This is a genomic window from Alteromonas sp. 38 (assembly GCF_902506055.1).
In the GTDB taxonomy this organism is placed as follows: domain Bacteria; phylum Pseudomonadota; class Gammaproteobacteria; order Enterobacterales; family Alteromonadaceae; genus Alteromonas; species Alteromonas lipotrueae.
The window spans coordinates 1,300,092-1,321,772 of sequence record NZ_LR733300.1; the positions used below are offsets into that span (position 1 = coordinate 1,300,092).

General features: G+C 43.5%; 16 protein-coding genes. 10 read left to right on the plus strand and 6 right to left on the minus strand.

What is annotated here, in order from left to right; genetic code table 11:
* Positions 1-43: 43 nt before the first annotated feature.
* A complete protein-coding gene (locus tag FLAVO9R_RS05570; protein ID WP_159529528.1) occupies positions 44-931 on the minus strand; it encodes a LysR family transcriptional regulator in 888 nt (295 codons plus the stop codon).
* Positions 932-1,477: 546 nt separating this feature from the next.
* On the opposite strand from FLAVO9R_RS05570, the gene prfC reads away from it, so the two are divergent.
* Positions 1,478-3,067, plus strand: coding sequence for a peptide chain release factor 3 (prfC, locus tag FLAVO9R_RS05575; protein WP_159529530.1), 1,590 nt, complete (start codon positions 1,478-1,480; stop codon positions 3,065-3,067).
* A 14-nt stretch (positions 3,068-3,081) separates the two neighbouring features.
* Positions 3,082-4,812 carry an arginine--tRNA ligase gene (gene argS / locus FLAVO9R_RS05580; protein ID WP_159529532.1) on the plus strand — a complete coding sequence of 577 codons (1,731 nt, stop codon included), beginning with the start codon at positions 3,082-3,084 and terminating at the stop codon, positions 4,810-4,812.
* A gap of 104 nt (positions 4,813-4,916) precedes the next feature.
* Here argS and FLAVO9R_RS05585 read toward each other — a convergent pair whose 3' ends face one another.
* On the minus strand, positions 4,917-8,105 hold the full coding sequence (locus tag FLAVO9R_RS05585) for an EAL domain-containing protein (protein ID WP_159529534.1): 3,189 nt from the start codon (positions 8,103-8,105) through the stop codon (positions 4,917-4,919).
* A 338-nt stretch (positions 8,106-8,443) separates the two neighbouring features.
* Here FLAVO9R_RS05585 and FLAVO9R_RS05590 point away from each other — a divergent pair, with 338 nt between their 5' ends.
* Complete coding sequence (locus tag FLAVO9R_RS05590; RefSeq protein ID WP_159529536.1) at positions 8,444-9,025, plus strand: NADPH-dependent FMN reductase; 582 nt, start codon at positions 8,444-8,446, stop codon at positions 9,023-9,025.
* A gap of 42 nt (positions 9,026-9,067) precedes the next feature.
* Here the strand turns inward: FLAVO9R_RS05590 and FLAVO9R_RS05595 are convergent, their stop codons facing one another.
* Positions 9,068-9,976, minus strand: coding sequence for a LysR family transcriptional regulator (locus tag FLAVO9R_RS05595; protein ID WP_159529538.1), 909 nt, complete (start codon positions 9,974-9,976; stop codon positions 9,068-9,070).
* 96 nt (positions 9,977-10,072) lie between these two features.
* On the opposite strand from FLAVO9R_RS05595, the gene FLAVO9R_RS05600 reads away from it, so the two are divergent.
* The 6 genes from FLAVO9R_RS05600 to lysS all read left to right on the plus strand — a co-directional run bounded on the left by FLAVO9R_RS05600 (position 10,073) and on the right by lysS (position 16,043).
* Positions 10,073-11,284 (plus strand): TauD/TfdA family dioxygenase, encoded by a 1,212-nt coding sequence (locus FLAVO9R_RS05600; protein WP_159529540.1) that lies wholly within the window; start codon positions 10,073-10,075, stop codon positions 11,282-11,284.
* The gene (locus FLAVO9R_RS05605) at positions 11,284-11,904 is read left to right on the plus strand and encodes an HD domain-containing protein (RefSeq protein ID WP_159529542.1); all 621 of its coding nucleotides are present in this window, start codon (positions 11,284-11,286) and stop codon (positions 11,902-11,904) included. Before FLAVO9R_RS05600 ends, FLAVO9R_RS05605 begins: the two co-directional genes overlap by 1 nt.
* A 127-nt stretch (positions 11,905-12,031) precedes the next feature.
* Positions 12,032-12,646, plus strand: coding sequence for a DUF6515 family protein (locus FLAVO9R_RS05610; RefSeq protein ID WP_159529544.1), 615 nt, complete (start codon positions 12,032-12,034; stop codon positions 12,644-12,646).
* Between the two features lie 94 nt (positions 12,647-12,740).
* Entirely contained in the window at positions 12,741-13,178 is a 438-nt protein-coding gene (locus FLAVO9R_RS05615; RefSeq protein ID WP_159529546.1) for a DUF2177 family protein, read from the plus strand.
* 184 nt (positions 13,179-13,362) lie between these two features.
* Positions 13,363-14,461, plus strand: a protein-coding gene (prfB, locus tag FLAVO9R_RS05620; RefSeq protein WP_126871927.1) for a peptide chain release factor 2 whose coding sequence is annotated in 2 segments (ribosomal slippage) — positions 13,363-13,437 and positions 13,439-14,461 — 1,098 coding nt in all. Because the reading frame shifts where the segments join, the coding sequence is not laid out codon by codon here.
* 25 nt (positions 14,462-14,486) lie between these two features.
* The gene (lysS, locus tag FLAVO9R_RS05625) at positions 14,487-16,043 is read left to right on the plus strand and encodes a lysine--tRNA ligase (RefSeq protein ID WP_159529548.1); all 1,557 of its coding nucleotides are present in this window, start codon (positions 14,487-14,489) and stop codon (positions 16,041-16,043) included.
* A 54-nt stretch (positions 16,044-16,097) separates the two neighbouring features.
* Here the strand turns inward: lysS and FLAVO9R_RS05630 are convergent, their stop codons facing one another.
* The 3 genes from FLAVO9R_RS05630 to FLAVO9R_RS05640 are packed head-to-tail and all read right to left on the minus strand — an operon-like array spanning position 16,098 to position 18,535.
* The gene (locus FLAVO9R_RS05630; protein ID WP_232370585.1) at positions 16,098-17,174 is read right to left on the minus strand and encodes a ketopantoate reductase family protein; all 1,077 of its coding nucleotides are present in this window, start codon (positions 17,172-17,174) and stop codon (positions 16,098-16,100) included.
* A gap of 8 nt (positions 17,175-17,182) precedes the next feature.
* Positions 17,183-17,977 (minus strand): pseudouridine synthase, encoded by a 795-nt coding sequence (locus tag FLAVO9R_RS05635; RefSeq protein WP_159529550.1) that lies wholly within the window; start codon positions 17,975-17,977, stop codon positions 17,183-17,185.
* Complete coding sequence (locus FLAVO9R_RS05640; RefSeq protein ID WP_159529552.1) at positions 17,978-18,535, minus strand: Hpt domain-containing protein; 558 nt, start codon at positions 18,533-18,535, stop codon at positions 17,978-17,980. It lies immediately after the preceding gene.
* A 231-nt stretch (positions 18,536-18,766) separates the two neighbouring features.
* Here FLAVO9R_RS05640 and FLAVO9R_RS05645 point away from each other — a divergent pair, with 231 nt between their 5' ends.
* Complete coding sequence (locus tag FLAVO9R_RS05645) at positions 18,767-21,604, plus strand: M16 family metallopeptidase (protein ID WP_159529553.1); 2,838 nt, start codon at positions 18,767-18,769, stop codon at positions 21,602-21,604.
* The last annotated feature ends 77 nt before the right edge of the window (positions 21,605-21,681 follow it).

Below are 21,681 nucleotides of genomic sequence, written 5' to 3' on the forward strand. Positions count from 1 at the left end.
AAATAAGCTGGTGTTCTGTTATACCTGTACTAAAACGAAGTCGCTATAGCGTGAGGCGTGGTTGTATAAAATCTAAGAAAGCCGAGATGCGTGAAGATACTGCACTGTTTCGGTAGTACACCGCTTGTACAGGTTCTCGGTTGTTTGGTGTAAGTAAGTGCTTGCCTAATACGCTGACAAGTTTTCCGTTATTTAAATCGCCTGCCACCATAAAGTGTGACAGTAGGGCAATACCTTGGCCTGCCAAGCATAGTTGCCTAATGGTTTCCCCACTAGATGCCTTTAAATCGAAGTTAAGTTTAACCTCTTCTGATAAAGGCCATCGGTTCAAGCTTGCGCTACTGGAAAACCCAATGAGTCGATGTTTGCTCAATGAAGACAGTGCAACATCAACGTTCGAGCTAGCGAGGTATTCTGGACTTGCCACTATATGAAGCGCGCTTCGCCCCAAGTTTTTTGCATGTAGGTTAGAATCGCTAAGGTCACCGATTCGAATGGCAATATCGGTTTTGTGTTCAAGCAAATCAATAATATTGTCGTGACTGGTGATATCGAGTTTTATTTGTGGATACGCTTCCCGAAATTCGCCTATCAACGGAGTTATCTGATGCAGCACGAAGGGGCTTGCAGCATCTATTCTTAATAATCCAGAAGGTTTTTGGTTTAGCAAACGTAGCGCTTCTTCGCCTCTTTCTAACAAATTCAAACTATCACGGGCGTACTGTAAATAGACTAACCCTTCTTCGGTTAGCTCTAATCGGCGGGTGGTACGATTGAGTAGGGTGACATTAAGCACACCTTCTAAACGCCCCACAGCGCGAGACACTTTAGCCACTTGCTGGCCGAGCAATTCAGATGCGCGAGAAAAGCTGCCAGTATCTACAACGGCAACAAAGGCTTCGATATCTTCGGTTTTGGCATTAACACTCATTTATTAATTCTAACTTTATCAAAAGTGACAAAAATAATTCTTCATTATTGCTATTTTTCTAGGCGAAAACAATCTGTATCCGGCATATCGCATTTGGCATATGTTCAATATGGAAAATAGCGGCGCAAGATGTTAGGCACAGGGTGAGTCGATTGATGTTAATATCGCTTGCGCCAGTGCGCTTATCCCCGTTTTATCACTGCTTTTAAGAGTAGGCTCATCAGCACATCCATCACCGCTTTCATCACCACTTAAATGCAGAATTTATCCATCTGGCAGTATTTGACTGTGAGTTAGTAGAAAAACGTCCGCAGAGCGTGTTTTTAGCTGCCACAAATGTATAATAAGCGGCATTTTTATACTCCCTCAATGCTTTCCACTTTTTGGGGGCCAATTAAGGCTTCAAAGAGGAAGGCGTGATGCTTGGTGTCCCTTCGTTATCTTGTAGGTAAAAGCAAGTAGCGACAGTAAGACGGTCACTAAGCAAAGCGAGTAAATACTCAAGACTGAAGTACCACTACGGGTACGAAACGGGACCGATTTTTCATGGCAAATGCCGATTTTCTTAACGAAATCAATAAGCGAAGAACATTCGCTATTATCTCGCATCCAGATGCGGGTAAAACCACAATTACTGAAAAAGTACTGTTGTTCGGAAACGCACTGCAAACTGCAGGTACGGTAAAAGGTAAAAAGTCTGGCCAACATGCTAAATCAGATTGGATGGAGATGGAAAAAGAGCGTGGTATATCTGTAACTACCTCTGTAATGCAATTTCCTTACAACGATCATCTGGTTAACTTACTTGATACGCCCGGACACGAAGATTTCTCGGAAGATACCTACCGTACGCTTACCGCAGTAGATTCTTGCTTAATGGTTATCGATGCCGCGAAAGGGGTAGAGGATAGAACCCGTAAGTTGATGGAAGTCACTCGTTTACGTGACACACCTATCCTAACCTTTATGAACAAGCTCGACCGCGATATTCGCGATCCACTAGAAGTGATGGATGAGGTTGAGAGCGAACTCGATATTCTTTGCGCACCTATTACCTGGCCAATCGGTTGCGGTAAAAGCTTTAAAGGGGTTTATCACCTTTATCGTGATGAAACCATTTTGTATCAAAGTGGCCATGGGCACACTATTCAAGACGTTCGTATTTTAAAAGGGCTAGATAACCCTGAACTTGAAGATGCCATTGGCAGCGACCTAGCTGAAACCTTACGTGACGAGCTAGAGCTTGTGCGCGGTGCATCAAATGACTTTGATAAAGAGCTCTTTTTAGACGGCCAGCTTACGCCAGTATTTTTCGGTACCGCATTGGGTAACTTTGGTGTCGATCATATGCTTGATGGCATGGTTGAATGGGCACCTGCGCCCCAAGGCCGTGAGACCGACGAAAGCCCAGTTGAATCGACAGATACCAAGTTCAGTGGTTTTGTATTCAAAATACAGGCGAACATGGATCCTAAGCACCGCGATCGTATCGCGTTTTGCCGTATTGTGTCTGGCAAGTACGAGAAGGGCATGAAAATGCGCCACTCACGACTTGGTAAAGACGTGCGTATTTCTGATGCATTAACCTTTTTAGCCGGCGATAGAGCCTTGCTTGAAGAGGCGTATGCGGGAGATATTATTGGCCTGCATAACCACGGTACCATTCGAATTGGCGATACCTTCACCTCAGGCGATAACTATCGCTTCAGTGGTATTCCTAACTTCGCACCAGAATTATTTAAGCGCATTCGATTGCGAGATCCGCTAAAACAGAAGCAATTGCTAAAAGGCCTTATCCAGCTTTCTGAAGAAGGTGCGGTTCAGGTATTTAGGCCACTTGCCAATAATGACCTAATTGTAGGTGCGGTAGGTGTGCTTCAGTTTGATGTCGTCGTGGCCCGCTTGAAGGCCGAATACAATGTTGATGCGTTGTACGAGCACATTAACGTAAACACAGCCCGATGGGTGTACTGTAAAGACGAGAAAAAGCTGGATGAGTTCCGCCGCAAGGGTGAGCAAAACCTTGCACTAGATGGTGGCGATAATCTTACGTATATCGCACCTACTAGAGTGAACTTACAGCTGTCTCAAGAACGTTATCCAGACATCGAATTTAAAAACACGCGCGAAAATTAAGATAAAGAACAACTATGAATATACATGCATTATTAATTAATCGATTTAGTGAAGCTTTAGAAACAATGGGTGTTGAAAACGCACCTATTCCAGTATCGCGCAGTGCTCGTCCTGAATTTGGGGAATATCAATTCAATGGCGCAATGGCGTTGGCAAAACAGCTTAGACAAAAGCCTCGCGATATTGCAGAAAAGGTTGTTGAGATTGTAAAACTTGACGATGTAGCCAGTAAACTAGAAGTGGCTGGCCCTGGCTTTATCAATGTCCATTTGAACAACGAGTGGCTGGCAAATCAGTGTGAGCTAGCGCTACACGACCCACGCATTGGCGTAGCAAAATCGCCAGAGCAAACCGTAGTGGTAGATTACTCTTCTCCAAACCTAGCTAAAGAAATGCACGTAGGGCACCTACGTACCACCATTATTGGTGATGCTGTGGTGAAGGTATTAGAGTTTTTAGGCCATAAAGTCATTCGCCAAAATCACATGGGTGACTGGGGTACGCAGTTTGGTATGTTGCTGGCGCATTTGTCAGACAAACTGGAACAAGAAGTTGCTGAAACGGCGTTATCCGATTTAGAAGACTTTTACCGTGAAGCCAAAGTGCGTTTTGATGACGAAGAAGGCTTTGCCGATCGTGCCCGTGAATACGTGGTTAAGCTTCAAGGCGGTGATGAAAAATGTCTGAGCTTGTGGGAAAAATTCATTGATGTGTCTATTGCACACTCTGAAGACGTTTATAAGAAATTAAACGTAAGCTTAACCCGTGCTGATATTATGGGTGAGTCTGCCTATAACCACGATTTAGCTAACGTGATAAGCGAGTTAAAAGAAAAAGGTATAGCAGTAGAAGACCAAGGCGCTCAAGTAGTATTTATTCCTGAGTTGGCCGACAAAGAAGGCAATCCTGCGGTTTATATTGTACAAAAATCCGGTGGCGGATATTTATATGCCACCACAGACTTGGCCGCCATGCGCTATCGTAGTGGTACGTTAAACGCCGACAGAACTCTTATTCTTACTGATGCTCGCCAAGCGCTACATTTCAAGCAAACCGAAATAGTAGGTCGTAAAGCCGGCTTTATGGAAACCACCCAAAGCTATGAACACTGCCCATTTGGCATGATGTTAGGCAGTGATGGTAAGCCGTTTAAAACCCGTACCGGCGGTACCGTTAAACTGGTTGAATTATTAGATGAAGCAGTAGAACGTGCAGGTAAATTGATTGCCGAGCGTGACAACGACTTATCAGAAGACGAATTAGCGGAAGTTGCTCGTAAAGTAGGTATCGGCGCAGTAAAATATGCCGATTTAAGTAAAAACCGTACCACTGACTATATGTTTAACTGGGACACCATGTTGAGCTTCGAAGGTAATACTGCCCCGTATTTGCAATACGCTTACACGCGGGTTAAAAGCTTATTCAGAAAAGCAGGTGTTGCTATTGAAACCATGCCAGTAGATATCAATATTGTTGAAAAACAAGAACACGCATTGTCGGTTCTGTTATTGCAGTTTGAAGAGGTGGTAGGCTTGGTATCACGTGATGCCACGCCACATGTGTTGTGTACATACTTGTACGAACTAGCTAGCGCCTTCATGAGCTTCTACGAAGCCTGCCCAATGTTAAAAGACGGCATTGAACTGGAAGTGCGAGATAGCCGTCTGGCCTTATCAGCACTTGTGGCCAACACGTTAAGCCAAGGATTGAACTTACTTGGTATAGAAACATTGGAAAAAATGTAATTCAGATAGCATAAGCGTATCGACTGAATATTTGCGAATGCAAATAATCAGCATGCGATGCCTATGTTGGTACTTAAAAAGGCTGGCACTCGTGTTGGCCTTTTTTATGCCTCGTTATCGAGAAGCTGTGGGGTAGGAGATTTCCATTCGGTTTTAGTGGACCAATGTGCGATCCAGTCAGGCATTTCTGTGGCGGGCATAGGCCTAGCAATCCCGTATCCTTGTGCCAGCTCGCAGCCCAACTCTAACAGTGATGTACCATGAGCAATGGTTTCCACCCCTTCAGCAATAACACTGCGGTTAAACGATTTAGCTAGCGCTATTACCCCCACTACAATGGTTCTATCTTCAGGATCGATTAACATATCACGCACAAAAGTTTGGTCTACCTTGATGACTTTTGCCGGCAATCGCCTTAAATAAGTGAGAGAGGAATAACCTGTTCCAAAGTCATCAATGGCGAAAGTCACACCAAGCTTTACACAATCATCCATAATTTCCGCTACTTTCTTGATATCACCTAGCTTACTGGTTTCCAATACTTCTAACTGAAACGCTTCAGGGGGAACATTGGGTACTTTAGCCAGCAGACGAGATAAGCGAATAGGAAAGTTTCTTTGCTGTATCTGTAACGCAGAAATATTCACACTAATGGGAATATGCACGCCTAATTGCTTCCAGCGACTAAATTGCTGCAATGACTCTTCGATAACCCATTCGCCAATGTCTATACTGAGTTGGTGATTTTCAATAAAAGGTAAAAAAGATGCAGGGGAGAGTATGCCTTTAACGGGATGCTTCCAGCGAATAAGGGCTTCTGCGCCAATAATTTCTCCGGTGCGCATATTTACTTTCGGCTGGTAGTAAAGCACGAACTCTCTGTTGTTTAGGGCTTTCGCTATACTCTGGAGTATTTCATGGCGGGCTTTTATCGCGTCTTCAGACTCTATATCAAAAAGGTGATAGCAATTTTTGCCTTTCTGTTTTGCCACATACATCGCTTGGTCGGCGTGGCGGATAAGCTGGTCGGCATCGGTATTATCTGCAGGATATACAGTCACTCCGATACTGGCAGATACTTTAAGTTGATGCTCACCAATTTTAACCGGATCAGATGCTACTCTGAGCATATTCTTAACGATAGCGGCAAAATCTTGGGGTTGTTTTAGGTTTGCCAATACCGCAACAAACTCGTCTCCACCAAAGCGTGAAATGGTATCGCTGTTTCGTAGAGTTCCTTTTAAGCGATGGGCCAAAATGACAAGTAGTTCGTCACCTACACTATGACCAAAGTTATCATTTATTTCTTTGAAACCATCTAAATCGAGTAGCGCTACTGCCACAAACCCTCTGTCAGATTTACATTGGGCCAGTGCTTTGTCTAATCTCTCAGCAAGCAACGAGCGGTTAGGCAAATTAGTTAATACGTCATAATGTGCCATATGCTCTAATTTATATTGCTGTTCTTTCGCTTCAGAAATATCGCTAAATATAGCAATATAGTTCTTAACATTGCCTTCATCGTCATTGACTGCGCTCACGGTTAATAGTTGAGCGTAAACTTCATGATTTTTACGTTTGTTCCAAATTTCTCCTGCCCAATAGCCTTTACTGATAATAGATGCCCATAGGTGTCTATAGAACTCGGGAGACTGTTTTCCCGACTTGAACATGCTGGGCTTTTTACCTAACACTTCATTTCGCTTATAGCCTGTTATATCAACGAAGGTTTTGTTCACATCTATAATGTTAGCACTGCTATCTGTGATAAAAATTCCTTCTCTTGCGTGAGAGAAAACACTTGCTGATAGTTTAAGCTTTTCTTCTAAATGCATATTCTTAGTAATATCTTGAACTAATGAGGTTACGCTTATTACATTGCCAGTCAGATCAAGAATGGGTGTGCTATACCATTCACAGATAATGGTATGGCGTAATTTGGTAACGTTTTTATTTATTTTTCGCTTTGGCGCCTTTTTCTTCAGCAATTGAGCGAATGCGTCGTCTATTTCAGTTCGAAGTTCAGGAGGTATAATGAGATCCGAGGCATGTTTACCAATCGCCTCCTCTTTTTTGTAGCCAAAAATATGTTCTGCTGATTTATTCCAATCGGTACAGATAAGCTGAGTATCCCAGGCAATGCACCCTAAAGGTGTATTTTCGATATGACTTGCTAATATATTTTTACTTTCCAGTAAGGAAGCTTGGCTATCGATAAGCCGTTTTTCTGCCTCTAACCGTGTTTTTGCCATAGAGGTAAAGCGTTGCTGTAATTTAACCAACTCGACACTACCATGTAGAGGTGCGTCGCTTACGTCTTTGCCTTCAGCAAGGGCTTTAGTTGATTGAAGCAAGGTGCGAATTGGTTTTAGTACGTTTCTTCGTACGCCCCATACAGAGACTCCCACAAGTAACATGACTATCGCGGTCAAAATACCGGCCGTTTTAATCAGACGCTCATTAATAATTTCAAGTGCGTGTTTAAGAGGAATGCCCACCGTAATATTTATTTGCTTGCCATCTTCAAATAATGGGCGTTTTACATATACCCGTTCATAAGGGTCATTACTAATAAAAGCGCTATTATCAAATGCAGTATTTGAGTTTTCTATTGCTGTGCTGGAGATATGTAATGGGGTCCCTAAGAGGTTATTGTTGGTCGGATATGCGGCAACAATTTTATTCTCGCTATCGGTAATGTAAGCAACGGTATTATCGGGTAAATGAGACTCTGAGAGTGTTTCACTCCACCATTCCAGTGAGATAACCGCTACTACTAACGCCACCACAGTATCGCTTGTGGCGTTCATTACCGGATAAGCAAAATTCACGCTGGTAAGGTTAGTTGCTCGGTCTATTTGAAACTCACCTATCGAAAATTCTCGTGTAGCTAGCGCCTCTTGAATGTATGGGCGATCGAAGACGTTTACGGGTGTTTTCATGGGGCGGGCGTTACACAGTAGTTCGCCATCTGCCCTTGGTACACCAAGGTTAATATAGTTACTATTTACCTTAAGTACATCGGCAAGAAAAGCACTACATGTTTGGGAGTTCGGCTTTTTAACCGCGTCGAAACTGGATAGGTTTTGTAGAAAAATACGTGTTTTATCAATTAGCGTAGATTGAAATTTCGAGGTTGCCTTGGCGGTATTAACCGATTGGCTTATTGCCGCTTCTATAGCGCGCTCTCTTTCAACATATGAGTCGTAAAAAACGCCAATCAACCCTGGTAGGGCAACCATAATGATGAGGAGAATTATTCTCGACTGCAATGTCTGAAAAAGGTACGCCATGTAATTTTTCTAAATCCATTTCACGAAGGTGACTACGAAAAAGAAACGTTTTTTCGTAGTGTATAACCTTATTGAGCAGTACGTGATTTTCAAAACACACTGACAATCTGAGTAAGTATAGTAACAATACTATAAAAACGTTAACTATGATTAAAGTATTGCTTTAACTAAATTTTATTGAGTGCGTCACGACATGTTTACTCATAGAGTAGGGAGCCATTTTACAGTAATGTTTAATTAACAGGCTAGGTATTCGCATTTTTTTGCCTAATAATGTAGTAATGTAACTCGCAACGGTACGTTAAATTTGTAATGGCACCAATACAGGAATTTATATTATGACGAAGCTACTCGCTTTTGCTGGCAGCACACGAAACGGCTCCTTTAATCAAGCTATACTCGGTATTGCGGCCGAAGGGGCGCGGGAGTCGGGGGCTGAAGTTACGGTCATCAATCTAGCCGACTACCCCATGTCTATCTTTAATGAAGATGAAGAAAAAGTGTCTGGTGTGCCAGAAAATGCGAGAGCCTTCAAGCAGCTGTTAACTGAACATGATGGTTTCTTAATTGCTTCTCCAGAGTACAATTCGAGTTACCCCGCATTGCTTAAGAATGCTATTGATTGGGCTAGTCGAATGGAAGAGGGCGATAAACCCATGCAGGCTTTCAAAGGTAAAACGGCAGGGATTATGGCTGCTTCCGCTGGTGGCCTGGGAGGAATGAGAGTACTGGTGGTTTTACGCATGCTGCTGGCAAACATAGGCGTTACGGTGTTACCTGCACAACTTGCTGTAGCCAAAGTGAATACCTTAATGGATGACAATGGCGTAGTGACCGACGCGAAAACCATTAAACAACTTAAAAATTTGGGTAAACAAACCGCTGAATTAACGATGAAAATGACCGCTCACGTTTTGTAGCATTTCTTTTTAGGCAATGAGCGAATAACATTCGCTCATTGCCTAGTCCTTCTCTGTTTCTTTGATAAACCACCTGATTACATTGCCTATTGCAAAGTTAGCGTATTGGTCTGAGCAAATCTGATACCCTCGTGTTTCCGATTTTAATCGTGGCCCTAATTGAATGAGTTTCCCATCAACGATAAAGGGGTTAATTAACCCTTCCCAGCCTAAGCAAAGGCCATGTCCACCAATGGCCGCTTCAACAATAAGGGGGTAATTGTTGTAACGAAATGAAATTGGGCTAGAAGAAGGCTTCACATTTAATGCTTGTGCCCAGCGTTGCCAATTTAACCACCTAAAATCATCTACATCTTTATGCAGTAAAGGAAGGTTTCTGAGGTCACTAAGCATTTGGCCTGGCTTTAAACCGTGTTTAACAGCGAAATCGGGTGAGCAAACCGGAAAAACCTCTTCGGGAATTAACATCTTTTCAAACTGATATTTACCAATTTCTGATGAGAAATGAAATAAGATATCTGCATGTGCAGTAGTAAGATCACTTAAACTATTAGTTGGTTGGATTTCAAAGAGGTAATCAGGAAAGGCTTGTTGTAAACGTTGTAGCCTAGGCATTATCCAATGAAATGCGAAGCCGAAATATGCATTAATAGATATTTTAGTTTTTGTTTCTCGAAAATCTTCTCGTGCGTTATCAGTAGCACGCAAAATAGATGATGTAGAGCCTCTTAACTCATTGTAATACTTAAGTCCTTCGATGGTAGGTGTAACGGGTTTCTTACTGCGATCAATTAAAATTCCCCCTACTATATCTTCCAGTGCGCGAATTCTTTGGGACACCAAAGGCTGTGTTATACCAAGATCTTCAGCTGCTAATGTCATAGAGCCATGTCTTACTGTAGCTTCAAAACACAATAAGCCGTTAAGTGTCGGTAACTCAGATTCTTTCATTATTACTAATTTGCATGTTAGCTATAAGGCTTTGCTACTGTAATATAAACCATGATTACTTGATACTCCTCCCGTTGATTTTTAAGGGAGATTCTCGTGCAGCAAATAGACTATGTTATCAATGAGGCGAATGCTTCCGTTTCAGCGACTGTAAATGGACAACACTATCCTTTACCTGCGTTGTGGCTACGTGAGCGTTGCCAAGATTCAGCAAGCCTAGATAAAACCACCAAACAGCGTTTTTTCGACCCACATCAATTGGATGAGGGTGTATCGCTGATTAAGGTAGAAAAGAAGCACAATCGGTTAGCTAATCTTACGTTTAGCGACGGGTATACAGGTGAGTACGATTTAAATGAGTTCGCTGCCGATTTCGACGTTTGGGACGGTGCGCCTAACGATATATCGTGGAAAAGCGACGTGGATAAATCATTATTTCATATTGATCTCGCCACATTGAAATCACAACAGGGGTTAATTAAAGGAATAGAAATATTCTTAACCTACGGGGTGCTTATTGTTGATAACGTGCCTACTGAGTCTGACGCAGTATTGGAGGTAGCAAACCTATTTGGCCATGTTAGAGAAACTAACTTCGGTAAGTACTTCGAGGTATTCACCCGTCCTAACTCAAACGATCTTGCTTATCGTTCAGTGCCTTTAGGGCCTCATACTGACAACCCTTATAGGAATCCTATGCCAGGCATTCAGCTTCTACATTGTTTGGAGAATCAGACTACAGAAGGCTTGTCGACATTGGTTGACAGTTTGTCTGTACTTGAACAGTTGAAAAAAGAAGATCCGGAAGGCTTCGCCTTGCTTTGCAAAGTTCCTGTTCGTTATCGCCACTACGACAGTGATGTTGATTTGATAGAAAGACGAACCATGATTGAGTCTGACTCTAGTGGCAGAATTACCGGTATTGCCTATAGTCCGCGATTGGATTACCTGCCGCTTTTACCCGAAGACGAAATGGTTATCTTTCATCGTGCCCGTAAACGTTTGGGGCAGTTGTTGTGTTCGCCTGAATACGAGTGGCGCTTCAGATTGGAGCCAGGTCAGCTGCAGATGTTTCACAATACCCGAGTGTTACATGGTCGCACAGGGTTTGATCCCAGTGAAGGGCTTCGTCATTTGCAGGGCGCATACATCGATATTGATGCACCAAAAGGCCGTTACAACGCGCTTAAAAGAAAGCATCGTGCAGCCCGTACCAACGATGAACTAGAAACAAAAAGTACGAACGGTGAGTTTAAAATAGCTAATACCAAGTCTACAGCAGAAACAGCAGAGATAAGAGGTAAGTGATGGAAACTGTTCAATTTCGCCAGATGAAAGACGGAACAAAAGAAGAGTATTTGTTTCTTACCAAACATGAAGATGAGTACGCGACAGGCTTGCCCGATAGAATTTTGGAAGCGCTTAAAAATTTAGAGAACACCTTATCGGGCTATCAGGTTTCACGACTTGGACACTCACTGCAATCAGCAACTCGTGCTGAAGCCGATGGCGCCGATGAGGAAATGATAGTAGCGGCACTTATTCATGATCTTGGTGATGACTTAGCGCCGCACAATCATTCGCAATATGCGGCTTCAATTTTACGCCCCTATGTACGACCTGAAGTGACCTGGATTATTAACCAGCATGGGTTATTTCAAAACGTTTATTACGCCCATTTTTTAGGGGGGGATCCGAATGAGCGCGAGTATTTAAAAGATCACCCTTGGTATCAAGCCTGTGTGGATTTTTGTGAAAAGTGGGATCAATCGTCCTTCGATCCTGATTACCCTACAAAACCACTATCACACTTTGAACCGTTAGTTAGAAAGATATTCTCTAGACCCGCATTCGACTCCAAATATGTGGGTGAACAAACTATGGGAAAAAGTGCGGTTGATATCGCCATGTCGGGGACGAGTGAGTAAAAGGGATAAGCTGAGTAAATGTTAGGTAAAGGTACAAGAAGATCTGTTCTTGTATTGGTCTATACCCCCATATAACTAAGTACACGGCATTGTCGCCGTACTCTTAATTTGTTGGGAGTAATACTTTATGAAACTATACTTAATACCCATATTCTGCTCAATCATCCTACTAAGTGCATGTGCGGCGCCGTTGCATGGCGGCGGTGCGCGTGACGGCTTTCACGGTGGAAATGCAGCAGTAAGTATAGGTGCGGGCATTGCGGCGGGCGTTGCTGTTGCTGTGCTTGCATCTCCGCGATATGAGCCGGGGTATAGAGTGAGACATTTACCTAAAGACGCAGCCTTCATTCGTCACCAAGGCATAGACTATCGATATAGAAATGGTGTGTATTATCGCAAAATGGGAGGCGATTTTACGGTAGTGATACCACCCCCTGGTGTCATCATTCACACCTTGCCTGATCATCTTGATACTATTTTTGTCGATGGGAAAACCTACTATGTTGTAGAAGGGGTGTATTACAAACGAATAGATGGTGAGTATATCGTAGTGAAAGCTCCTGTAGAGTGGTCGCGAGTAGAAACCGCTGTGTATGAAGCAGCTAAGCATTATGATGCACTTCCTGAAGGTGCGAAGCCAGTTAAAATCAATGGCACTCAGTACTTTTTGTTCGGCGGTTTATATTTTCTGCCCCAATCATCTGAAGGGAAAGTTAGCTATCTAGCGGTAAGATTGAACTAGTGTTGTGAAGGTACTAATTTTTCATATTGCTATTTTATTCATAGACATGACAAACTGAAAACCTAACGCTAGTTTATGAATGGAACGCGAGTTCATGCTACAAAAAATCATTGTATTTTCTTCCAGTATTATGCTTTCGATACTGGCCATTTTATTGTGCTTTGGTGTGCTAGATGCGTTATGGCTAGGTTGGATAGCCCGAGACTGGTATACCACTGAAATGGCGAGCTTACTGAGGGAAAACTATATTACCTGGCCTTGGGTGGTGTTCTATTTAATGTATGGTTTTGTTGTCTTTGTATTAGCCGTAGTGGCGAACATAGATAAACCACTTTACTACGCTGGTATTGATGGAGCGTTGCTTGGGCTCGCCAGTTATGGTGCTTATAACCTAACCAACTACAGTATTGTTGAAGGTTTTACGCTGTTTATTACTGTAGTGGATTGGGCTTGGGGCACCTTCTTAACCAGCGCAAGCGCAATGGCGGGCTGGGCTGGATTTCAATTTATGAGAAAAACCAATAATAGTTAACTTCAGGCAGTTTTCTTGCTTTACTAAAGGCGTCATTCTCGGCCTTTTATGGCGCGTTTCTAATGATTAGACAGGCAGTGAAACTAATACCCTGAAAACCTGCCTTTTATTTCGTTAACCTCTATCAAATTTCGTCCAAATTCGGTACTATCCGCGGTCTTATTTTACAGTTGATACGCGGACTATGTTTGAAGTAAACCCCGTTACCAATGCGATAAAAGATATCCGCGAGCGCACCGACGCGCTTAGGGGGTACCTTTGACTTTGATGCAAAGTCAGAGCGCTTAGAAGAAGTTAACCGAGAGCTTGAGAGCTCCGAGGTATGGAACGAGCCTGAACGCGCACAAGCGTTAGGCAAAGAAAAGGTGGCCTTAGAGCTGGTTGTAGAAACGATTCACAACCTTGAGCAGGGCACCGAAGACGTTGAAGGTTTGCTTGAACTCGCCGTTGAAGCAGAAGATGAAGAAACTTTCGATGAGGCCAACAAAGAACTAGAAGGCCTGCTGGAGCAACTTGAAAAGCTTGAGTTTCGCCGCATGTTTTCACAACCTAATGATGCCAACGATTGTTATATTGATATTCAATCTGGTTCTGGCGGTACAGAAGCGCAAGACTGGGCGAATATGCTCCTTCGCATGTACCTTCGTTGGGGGGAAGCCCACGGCTTTAAGACCGAACTTATTGAAGTGTCTGATGGCGATGTCGCAGGTATTAAAAGTGCCACCTTGCGTATTGCAGGGGAATATGCTTTTGGTTGGTTGCGTACCGAAACGGGCGTGCATCGCTTAGTGCGTAAGTCACCTTTTGATTCAGGTAACCGCCGTCATACGTCGTTTTCATCAGCGTTTGTTTATCCTGAAGTGGATGACGATATCGATATTGATATAGACCCTTCAGATTTACGTATTGATACTTACCGCGCATCTGGCGCGGGTGGCCAACACGTAAACAGAACAGATTCAGCGGTACGTATTACTCACGAACCTACAGGTATTGTAGTGCAGTGCCAAAACGACCGCTCGCAGCATAAAAACAAAGATCAGGCGATGAAGCAACTGAAAGCGAAACTCTACGAGTACGAGCTTCAAAAGCAAAACGCCGAGAAACAAGCGATGGAAGACAGCAAGTCAGATATCGGGTGGGGAAGTCAAATTCGTTCATACGTACTAGACGACTCTCGTATTAAAGATTTGCGTACTGGCGTGGAAACACGCAACACTCAGGCCGTGCTAGATGGTGGCCTGGATAAATTTATCGAAGCCAGCCTTAAATCAGGGCTGTAATCCGAACAACGAAAGTGAATAGGTTATGACTGACCAACAAACCGACGAAAATAAATTAATTGCTGAGCGCCGAGCAAAACTAAGCGCAATTCGTGAGCAGTGCCGTGCAAATGGCTTCCCAAACAGCTTCCGTCGTGAAAACTATGCTGACGAACTTCAAGGCAAGTTCGGTGAACTAGATAAAGAAACCTTGCAAGAGCAGGGCAATAAAGTAAGCATTGCTGGCCGTATTATGGCTAAGCGTGGCCCGTTTATGTTGCTACAAGACATGACTGGTCGCATTCAAGCTTACGCTGATAAAGATACCCAAAAAGCCCTTAAAGCGCAGTACGGTGCGTTAGATATTGGTGATATTATTGGTGTTGCTGGTGTATTGCATAAGTCGGGTAAAGGCGATTTATATGTGAACATGGAAGAGTATGCATTGCTAACGAAAGCACTGCGCCCTCTACCAGAGAAGTTCCATGGCCTAAGCGACCAAGAAACCAAATATCGTCAGCGTTACGTTGACCTTATTACCAGTGAACAAACGCGCAAAACCTTTATGATCAGAAGTAAGATTGTAAATGGTATTCGTAACTACCTCACCCAGCGCGACTTCCTTGAAGTAGAAACGCCTATGCTGCAGGTTATTCCCGGTGGTGCAACTGCAAAGCCGTTTGTTACTCATCACAATGCGTTAGACATTGATATGTACTTGCGTATTGCCCCAGAGCTTTACTTGAAGCGTTTAGTAGTAGGTGGTTTCGAGCGCGTGTTCGAAATTAACCGTAACTTCCGTAACGAAGGGCTTTCAACACGTCATAACCCAGAGTTCACTATGTTGGAATTTTATCAGGCCTATGCTGATTTCAATGACCTGATGAACTTAACAGAAGACATGTTGCGTACTCTTGCCGAAGATATTTTAGGTTCTAGTGTTATTACTAACACCAACAAAGATACTGACGGTAACGTGGTTTCAGAAGTGCAGTACGACTTTGGTAAGCCGTTCGAGCGCTTAAGTATGGGCAACGCTATTCTTAAATACTGGCCAGAAGCCAATGAAGCCGCTATTCGCGACCCAGAAGCTAACCTTGATGCACTTAAAGCCATGGCGAAACAGCTGCATATTAAAGAGCCTGAAGTTGACGGTATTTGGGGCGCTGGTAAGTACTTGTGTGAAATCTTCGAAGCCACCGCAGAAGAGAAGCTTGAACAGCCTACGTTTATTACAGAATACCCGTGGGAAGTATCGCCTCTTGCTCGTCGTAACGATGAAAACCCATTCATTACTGACAGGTTTGAATTCTTCGTAGGCGGCCGTGAGCTTGCTAACGGTTTCAGCGAGTTAAATGACTCTGAAGATCAAGCCAAGCGTTTCTCTAAGCAAGTGGAAGAGAAAGATGCCGGCGATGATGAAGCAATGCATTACGACGAAGATTACATTCGTGCGTTAGAGTATGGTTTACCGCCTACGGCCGGTGAAGGTATTGGTATTGACCGTTTGGCTATGCTATTTACTGACAGCCCAACGATTAAAGACGTGATTTTATTCCCGCATATGAAACCTGAAGTTTCAAAAGGCACCGAAGAAGAATAAGCTGCGCAAATGACGTTATACTTAGCTAACGTTATAAAAAACAGCTCACAGCACTTAGGCTAAACGCGCTTTGACTTGTTGTGTAAGAAGGGTATTGAGGGGAACTTCAATACCCTTTTTTTGTGCCATTTTGACAATGTAGCCATTAATGGCTTCAATCTCGGTTTGCCGATGATTTAGCACGTCTTGATGCATGCTGGAGTAATTACTGCCAGTAAGGCCAGCAACGTTGATTACTTGTTGTTCGATTTTATTAGCATCAAAACACTGACCACAGGCGTTTGCCACTTCAGCAAATTCTTCACAAAGCGTTTTGCGTTCTTTCGCAAACTGCTCATCAGCAATATGGCTATTTGTCACATTATTTAGGGCAGTTAATGGGTTTATCACCACATTAATCGCAAGCTTGGCCCACAAAGCTTTCATGATGTCAGTTTGATAACTCACTGGTGGAAGTAGCGCATATAAAGTGTGACACACACTTTTCGCCCACTCAGGCATAGTGAGTTGTTTGTGCGAAACCAAATGGGGGGCAATACCAATCTGGGTGGCGCCCACACCGGTGTAAATAACCTGAGTTGTCGTGCGCTTCATCGCCCCATGGCTGGTGGTCGCAAGCAGCAATGGTTGCTTGGCTGGCAATATAGATGTCGCTATTTCATACCCACCCATACCATTGTGTAGAAGCACTACAGGGGTACTTTTATCGATTAATGGCAGCCATTGAGTAAGCGCGGTTTTCAAGTGGTGCACTTTTAAAGGCAATACCAAAATATCGTTAGGCGAAAGATGTGGCTTGTTACTGTTGATTTGCGTAATGGGGTATTCGGTACCGTCAGTCCATTCTATTAACAAGGGGGTGGGTGTCTCAGTTTTAGATGGCTCAAATTTAGGTTTCCCTATACTCGCATTCTCGACTTGAAATACTGAGTTTCTTGGGTAAAGCGCGTAAGGAATTGCTTGTTTTTCTGCAGCCCCTGCGAGTAAAGAACCAATAGCGCCACTGCCCGCAATGTGGATTTTTTTTATTTCGAGCTGCTCAGTCTTAAAATTGCCTTGTGCCTGCGAGTTGCCCTCACCCAATAGGTTTTCTGTTTTTTGCACGCCTTGCCTGGCCTTTTTACCTTTCATTTCTTACATCAAGCCTTGCTAACTAACTGTAATAAAGAAGGGGCAATTACAGGCCAATTAAAGCTATCTGGCTCAGGTAATTCAGTAAGCCAATTGCTTACTTCACTATCAGTAAATAAATCACCAGAGAGTATCGGCGCTTTGACTAAAATAGTGCGAGAGGGAAGGGGAATGCGCAGCCAGCCAGCATGTAAATGTAATCTATCGGATGGTGCACCGCTGTAAAGTGTGTCGCCAAGTATCGCTGCACCCATACTCTTAAGAGCGACTCGAATTTGATGGGTTTTACCTGTAAGCGGTTTTACGATAAATCCGCGATAGCCAGGTTTAGCAGATTGACTAAAAAACTGGGTGACTGCAGGGTTATCTTTGCTTTTAAGCAGCATGAATTGGCCGCCGCGGCGGTTTTTCATATCGCCTACAATGGTACCTTGTTTCTTTTTCGGCTTGTCGGCACTAATGGCTAAGTAGTATTTGCTAACTCGACGGGATGCAAAGGCCTCACCAATAAGTGCTGCTGTTTGGGTATTTTTGGCTAAGCACAAACAGCCAGAGGTACCGGTATCTAAGCGATGACAAAGGTGAAGTTGACTAAAACCAGTTTGTTCGCGAAGCAGGCTAACAATACCTAATGCATGTGTGTCTATATTACTGATATAACCCGAGTCAGCGCTTCCACCGGTTTTTATGTTCTCACCAGTTCCCGTGCTCTCAATATTCGCATTGTCATGCATGGCAATGCCGGAGGGCTTGTTGACGATAAGCACATCGTTATCGTCAACTAAAATAGGTATTTCGCTCACTTAGGCTTTTTCAAGTAGGGCGATGGCTTCGTCGTAGTCTAGTTCGTCTACCGCGTCTTCAATTCCTTGCTTTGTTTCAGGCGGTAGCGAAAGTGCGCTTAACCATTCATCAAGCGTCGATTGAGAAATGAACTCACTGGCCTTTAATGCAGCCATAAATTGCTCACGAGCTTGGGTAGCAACTGCGCTAGTTGCTTCAGGCGCAGCGGGCTCAGGAGTTGCCGATAGTGCATCTACAGCCGCTATGGTTTCATCAACAAGAGCAGAAAAACTGGCGTAGTCATCAGGAAGGCATTTGTCGTTTCTAACGCTTGCTTCAACGGGTTTACTGGCGTGATGCAACGCAAATAGCCCCAAGTTACCTGCTACACCTTTCAGCGTATGGATTAAAGAGTATGCCTCGTCGAAATTCCCTTCTTTCACTAATCGCTGTAAATCATCGTTTGCTGAGCGATATTCATCTGAAAACTTATTCAATAAGGTTAACAACAGTGTTTTATTACCACTTAGTTGAGACATGCCAAATTCAAAATCTAAGACTGTTGCGAGCTGATCCATGTAAGTTCCTTTAACTACGTTTTTTGTTCTGTGTTCACTGCCAGTGTATTTCAGAATTTTATAAATTAATACAATGATAGCAAGTCAGAGCAAGTAAAGCGTTAAAAAGTCTGGTAGTCTTCGATGAAACGTATGCCCCAGGCCATTGTCTCAACGGTTGTATTATTATAGACGCTAGTGTGATGCGAGTTAAATGCATTATAAAAGCGAGGCCACCTAGAAGGATCCAGCATGTCAGGAAGTTTGGCGTTTCGCCTTATTGTTGCAGTTTTTGCTATTAGCGTACTTAACGGATGCCAACGGGCAAACGTAGATACCCCCGCCGATAGCTCCGCAGTTACTATCCCCTACGAAAAGTACACGCTCAGTAATGGATTAACGGTTATTCTTCACGAAGACCATTCAGATCCCCTCGTTCATGTAGATGTGACTTACCACGTAGGCTCTGCGCGTGAAGAAGTGGGTAAGTCTGGTTTCGCGCACTTTTTCGAGCATATGATGTTTCAAGGCTCGAAACACGTGGCAGATGAACAGCATTTTAAAGTGATCACCGAAGCCGGCGGAAGTTTGAACGGCTCGACAAATACCGACAGAACTAATTACTACGAAACTGTGCCGGCTAACCAACTCGAAAAGGTGTTGTGGCTAGAAGCAGACCGTATGGGGTATTTGCTTGAAGCGGTAAACCAAACTAAATTTGAAAATCAACGTGAAACCGTTAAGAACGAGCGTGCTCAGCGAGTGGATAACCAGCCTTACGGACTAAGGCATGAACTCAATGGCGAAGCAATGTATCCAGAAGGGCACCCTTATTCATGGATGACCATTGGTTACGTTGAAGACTTAGACCGCGTTAACGTGAACGACCTTAAAGCTTTTTTTAAACGCTGGTATGGGCCAAATAATGCAGTGTTGACCATAGGTGGTGATATAAATACTGCCAAAACCAAAGCATTAATAGCCCAATATTTTGGTGATATTCCAAAAGGACCTGAAGTAAAAGATCCTGAACCACAGCCTGTGACCCTATCTGAAACACGCTATATGACGTTAGAAGATAAGGTGCACCTGCCGTTGCTACAAATTACTTTTCCAACCGTTTATGCGCGTCACCCTGATGAAGCACCATTAGATGTGTTATCCGACATACTAGGTGGCGGTAAAACGTCTTTGTTTTATAAAAATTTAGTGAAAGAAGGCATGGCTGTCCAAGCAGTCGTGTCACACCCGTGCCGCGAGCTGGCCTGTGAATTTCAACTAATTGCGTTAGCTAACCCCGCAAAAGTCCAGTCACTTGATGAACTTCACCAGGTAATAGAAGCCACACTGGCTGAATTTGAAACCCGTGGTGTAAAAGCCGACGATTTAGCGCGAACCAAAGGTAGTATTGAAGCATCAACAGTATTTGGCTTACAGAGTGTAGCTGGCAAAGTGACTGCGCTAGCGGCCAATGAGACTTTTTATCAAACGCCAGACTTAGTGTCTGAAGATATCGCGCGATATAATTCTGTGACCGCTGAAGACGTGATGCGTGTGTATAAAAAATATATCAAAGGCGCCAATAGTGTGGTGTTGAGTATTGTGCCTAAAGGCCAGCCTCAACTTCAAGCGGCAGAGCCTACCTTTGAACGTCCTGTACGAACGTTACCCGAAACTGAACCTGATGATCACGAATATACATCTTCACCATCTAGTTTCGATAGAACTATACCGCCTAAAGCAGGCGAAGCGCCTGTCGTCACGGTACCGGATTATTGGGAGCGTGAACTCAGCAATGGCGTAAATGTAATGGGGGTGACTGTGAGTGAGACACCCACTGTCACCTTAACCCTTAGCATGGATGGCGGTATGTTGCTAGACGCTGAGGGTAAAGCGGGTACAGCGTACCTCACCGCGTTAATGATGAATGAATCTACTCAAAACTACACGAATGAAGAATTAGCGAACGAACTTGCTAAGTTAGGCAGTTCAATTCGATTTAGTGCGGCAGGACGATACTCTCAGGTCTATTTATCTACATTAACTAAAAACGTGATGCCAACCTTGGCACTACTTAAAGAGAAGTTCTTCAACCCTGCTTTTGCACAAAGTGATTTCGTTAGAATGAAAGAGCGAGTGTTGCAAGGCTTGCAACAGCAAGCGAAAACGCCATCTAGTTTGGCTCGCCGCGCCAGAGATTTAGTATTATTCGGCGCAGATAATCGCGTAAGTTTACCTGATGAAGGCACTATTGAAACCGTGCAGGCCATCACACTTGACGATGTGAAGCAGTTTTATAACCAATACTACTCTCCGAGTAAAGCGAGTGTCGTAGTCGTTGGCAATATGAGTTCTGATGCGGTAGTAGATGCATTAGATTTTGTGGCGCAATGGGAAGGTGAGACATATACCTTTGAAGATTATGATGCATTCCCTACCTACGATAAGAATCAGGTCTTTTTAATAAATAGCCCTAGTGCGGTTCAATCTGTAGTTTATATCGTTAAACGCAGCTTACCTTTCGATGCAACTGGCGATTACTTTAAATCTCGTTTAGTTAACTTCCCACTGGGCGGCGGCTTTAATAGCCGGATAAATCTGAATTTGCGCGAAGATAAAGGCATTACCTATGGCGCGAACAGTGCGTTTATGGGAGGCAAAACGTTAGGTTGGTTTGAAGTTGGAACCGATCTTACTGCTGCGAATACAGCCGAAGGCATTTCTGAAGTTTTTAAAGAAATAAATCAGTATATCGATAACGGCGCGACAGGCGAAGAAATTCAATTCATGCGTAATGCGTTTACGTTAAGCGATGCGTTAGAGTTTGAAACCCCCAATAGTAAGGCGCGCTTTCTTCGTCAATTGCAAAGCTATGGACTTGAAAAAGGCTACAGAACAGAGCAAATTGAGATAATTAATAGCATTAGCAAAGACGAAATTAACGCACTGGCGAAGCAGTATTTATCGACAGATACGCTGCAAGTTATCGTTGTTGGCGACAAAAATGCGATTCTTGAGCAACTGGAGTCGTTAAATATGCCGATCATCGAATTATCAGTAGATACCAATAGTAGAGAACAGATAAACTAAGTGCCTGATAGCAAGTTATCAGCAATGGTGACTTGAATTTAATATGTTGTTCCCCATTTTGAGGGGAACAACTCATC

What these genes read in the sequence shown, in the direction of transcription:
- FLAVO9R_RS05570 (WP_159529528.1), bottom strand. Translation starts at nt 931, where the DNA reads ATGAGTGTTAATGCCAAAACCGAAGATATCGAAGCCTTTGTTGCCGTT.
- prfC (WP_159529530.1), top strand. Translation starts at nt 1,478, where the DNA reads ATGGCAAATGCCGATTTTCTTAACGAAATCAATAAGCGAAGAACATTC.
- argS (WP_159529532.1), top strand. Translation starts at nt 3,082, where the DNA reads ATGAATATACATGCATTATTAATTAATCGATTTAGTGAAGCTTTAGAA.
- FLAVO9R_RS05585 (WP_159529534.1), bottom strand. Translation starts at nt 8,105, where the DNA reads ATGGCGTACCTTTTTCAGACATTGCAGTCGAGAATAATTCTCCTCATC.
- FLAVO9R_RS05590 (WP_159529536.1), top strand. Translation starts at nt 8,444, where the DNA reads ATGACGAAGCTACTCGCTTTTGCTGGCAGCACACGAAACGGCTCCTTT.
- FLAVO9R_RS05595 (WP_159529538.1), bottom strand. Translation starts at nt 9,976, where the DNA reads ATGAAAGAATCTGAGTTACCGACACTTAACGGCTTATTGTGTTTTGAA.
- FLAVO9R_RS05605 (WP_159529542.1), top strand. Translation starts at nt 11,284, where the DNA reads ATGGAAACTGTTCAATTTCGCCAGATGAAAGACGGAACAAAAGAAGAG.
- FLAVO9R_RS05610 (WP_159529544.1), top strand. Translation starts at nt 12,032, where the DNA reads ATGAAACTATACTTAATACCCATATTCTGCTCAATCATCCTACTAAGT.
- FLAVO9R_RS05615 (WP_159529546.1), top strand. Translation starts at nt 12,741, where the DNA reads ATGCTACAAAAAATCATTGTATTTTCTTCCAGTATTATGCTTTCGATA.
- lysS (WP_159529548.1), top strand. Translation starts at nt 14,487, where the DNA reads ATGACTGACCAACAAACCGACGAAAATAAATTAATTGCTGAGCGCCGA.
- FLAVO9R_RS05630 (WP_232370585.1), bottom strand. Translation starts at nt 17,174, where the DNA reads ATGAAAGGTAAAAAGGCCAGGCAAGGCGTGCAAAAAACAGAAAACCTA.
- FLAVO9R_RS05640 (WP_159529552.1), bottom strand. Translation starts at nt 18,535, where the DNA reads ATGGATCAGCTCGCAACAGTCTTAGATTTTGAATTTGGCATGTCTCAA.
- FLAVO9R_RS05645 (WP_159529553.1), top strand. Translation starts at nt 18,767, where the DNA reads ATGTCAGGAAGTTTGGCGTTTCGCCTTATTGTTGCAGTTTTTGCTATT.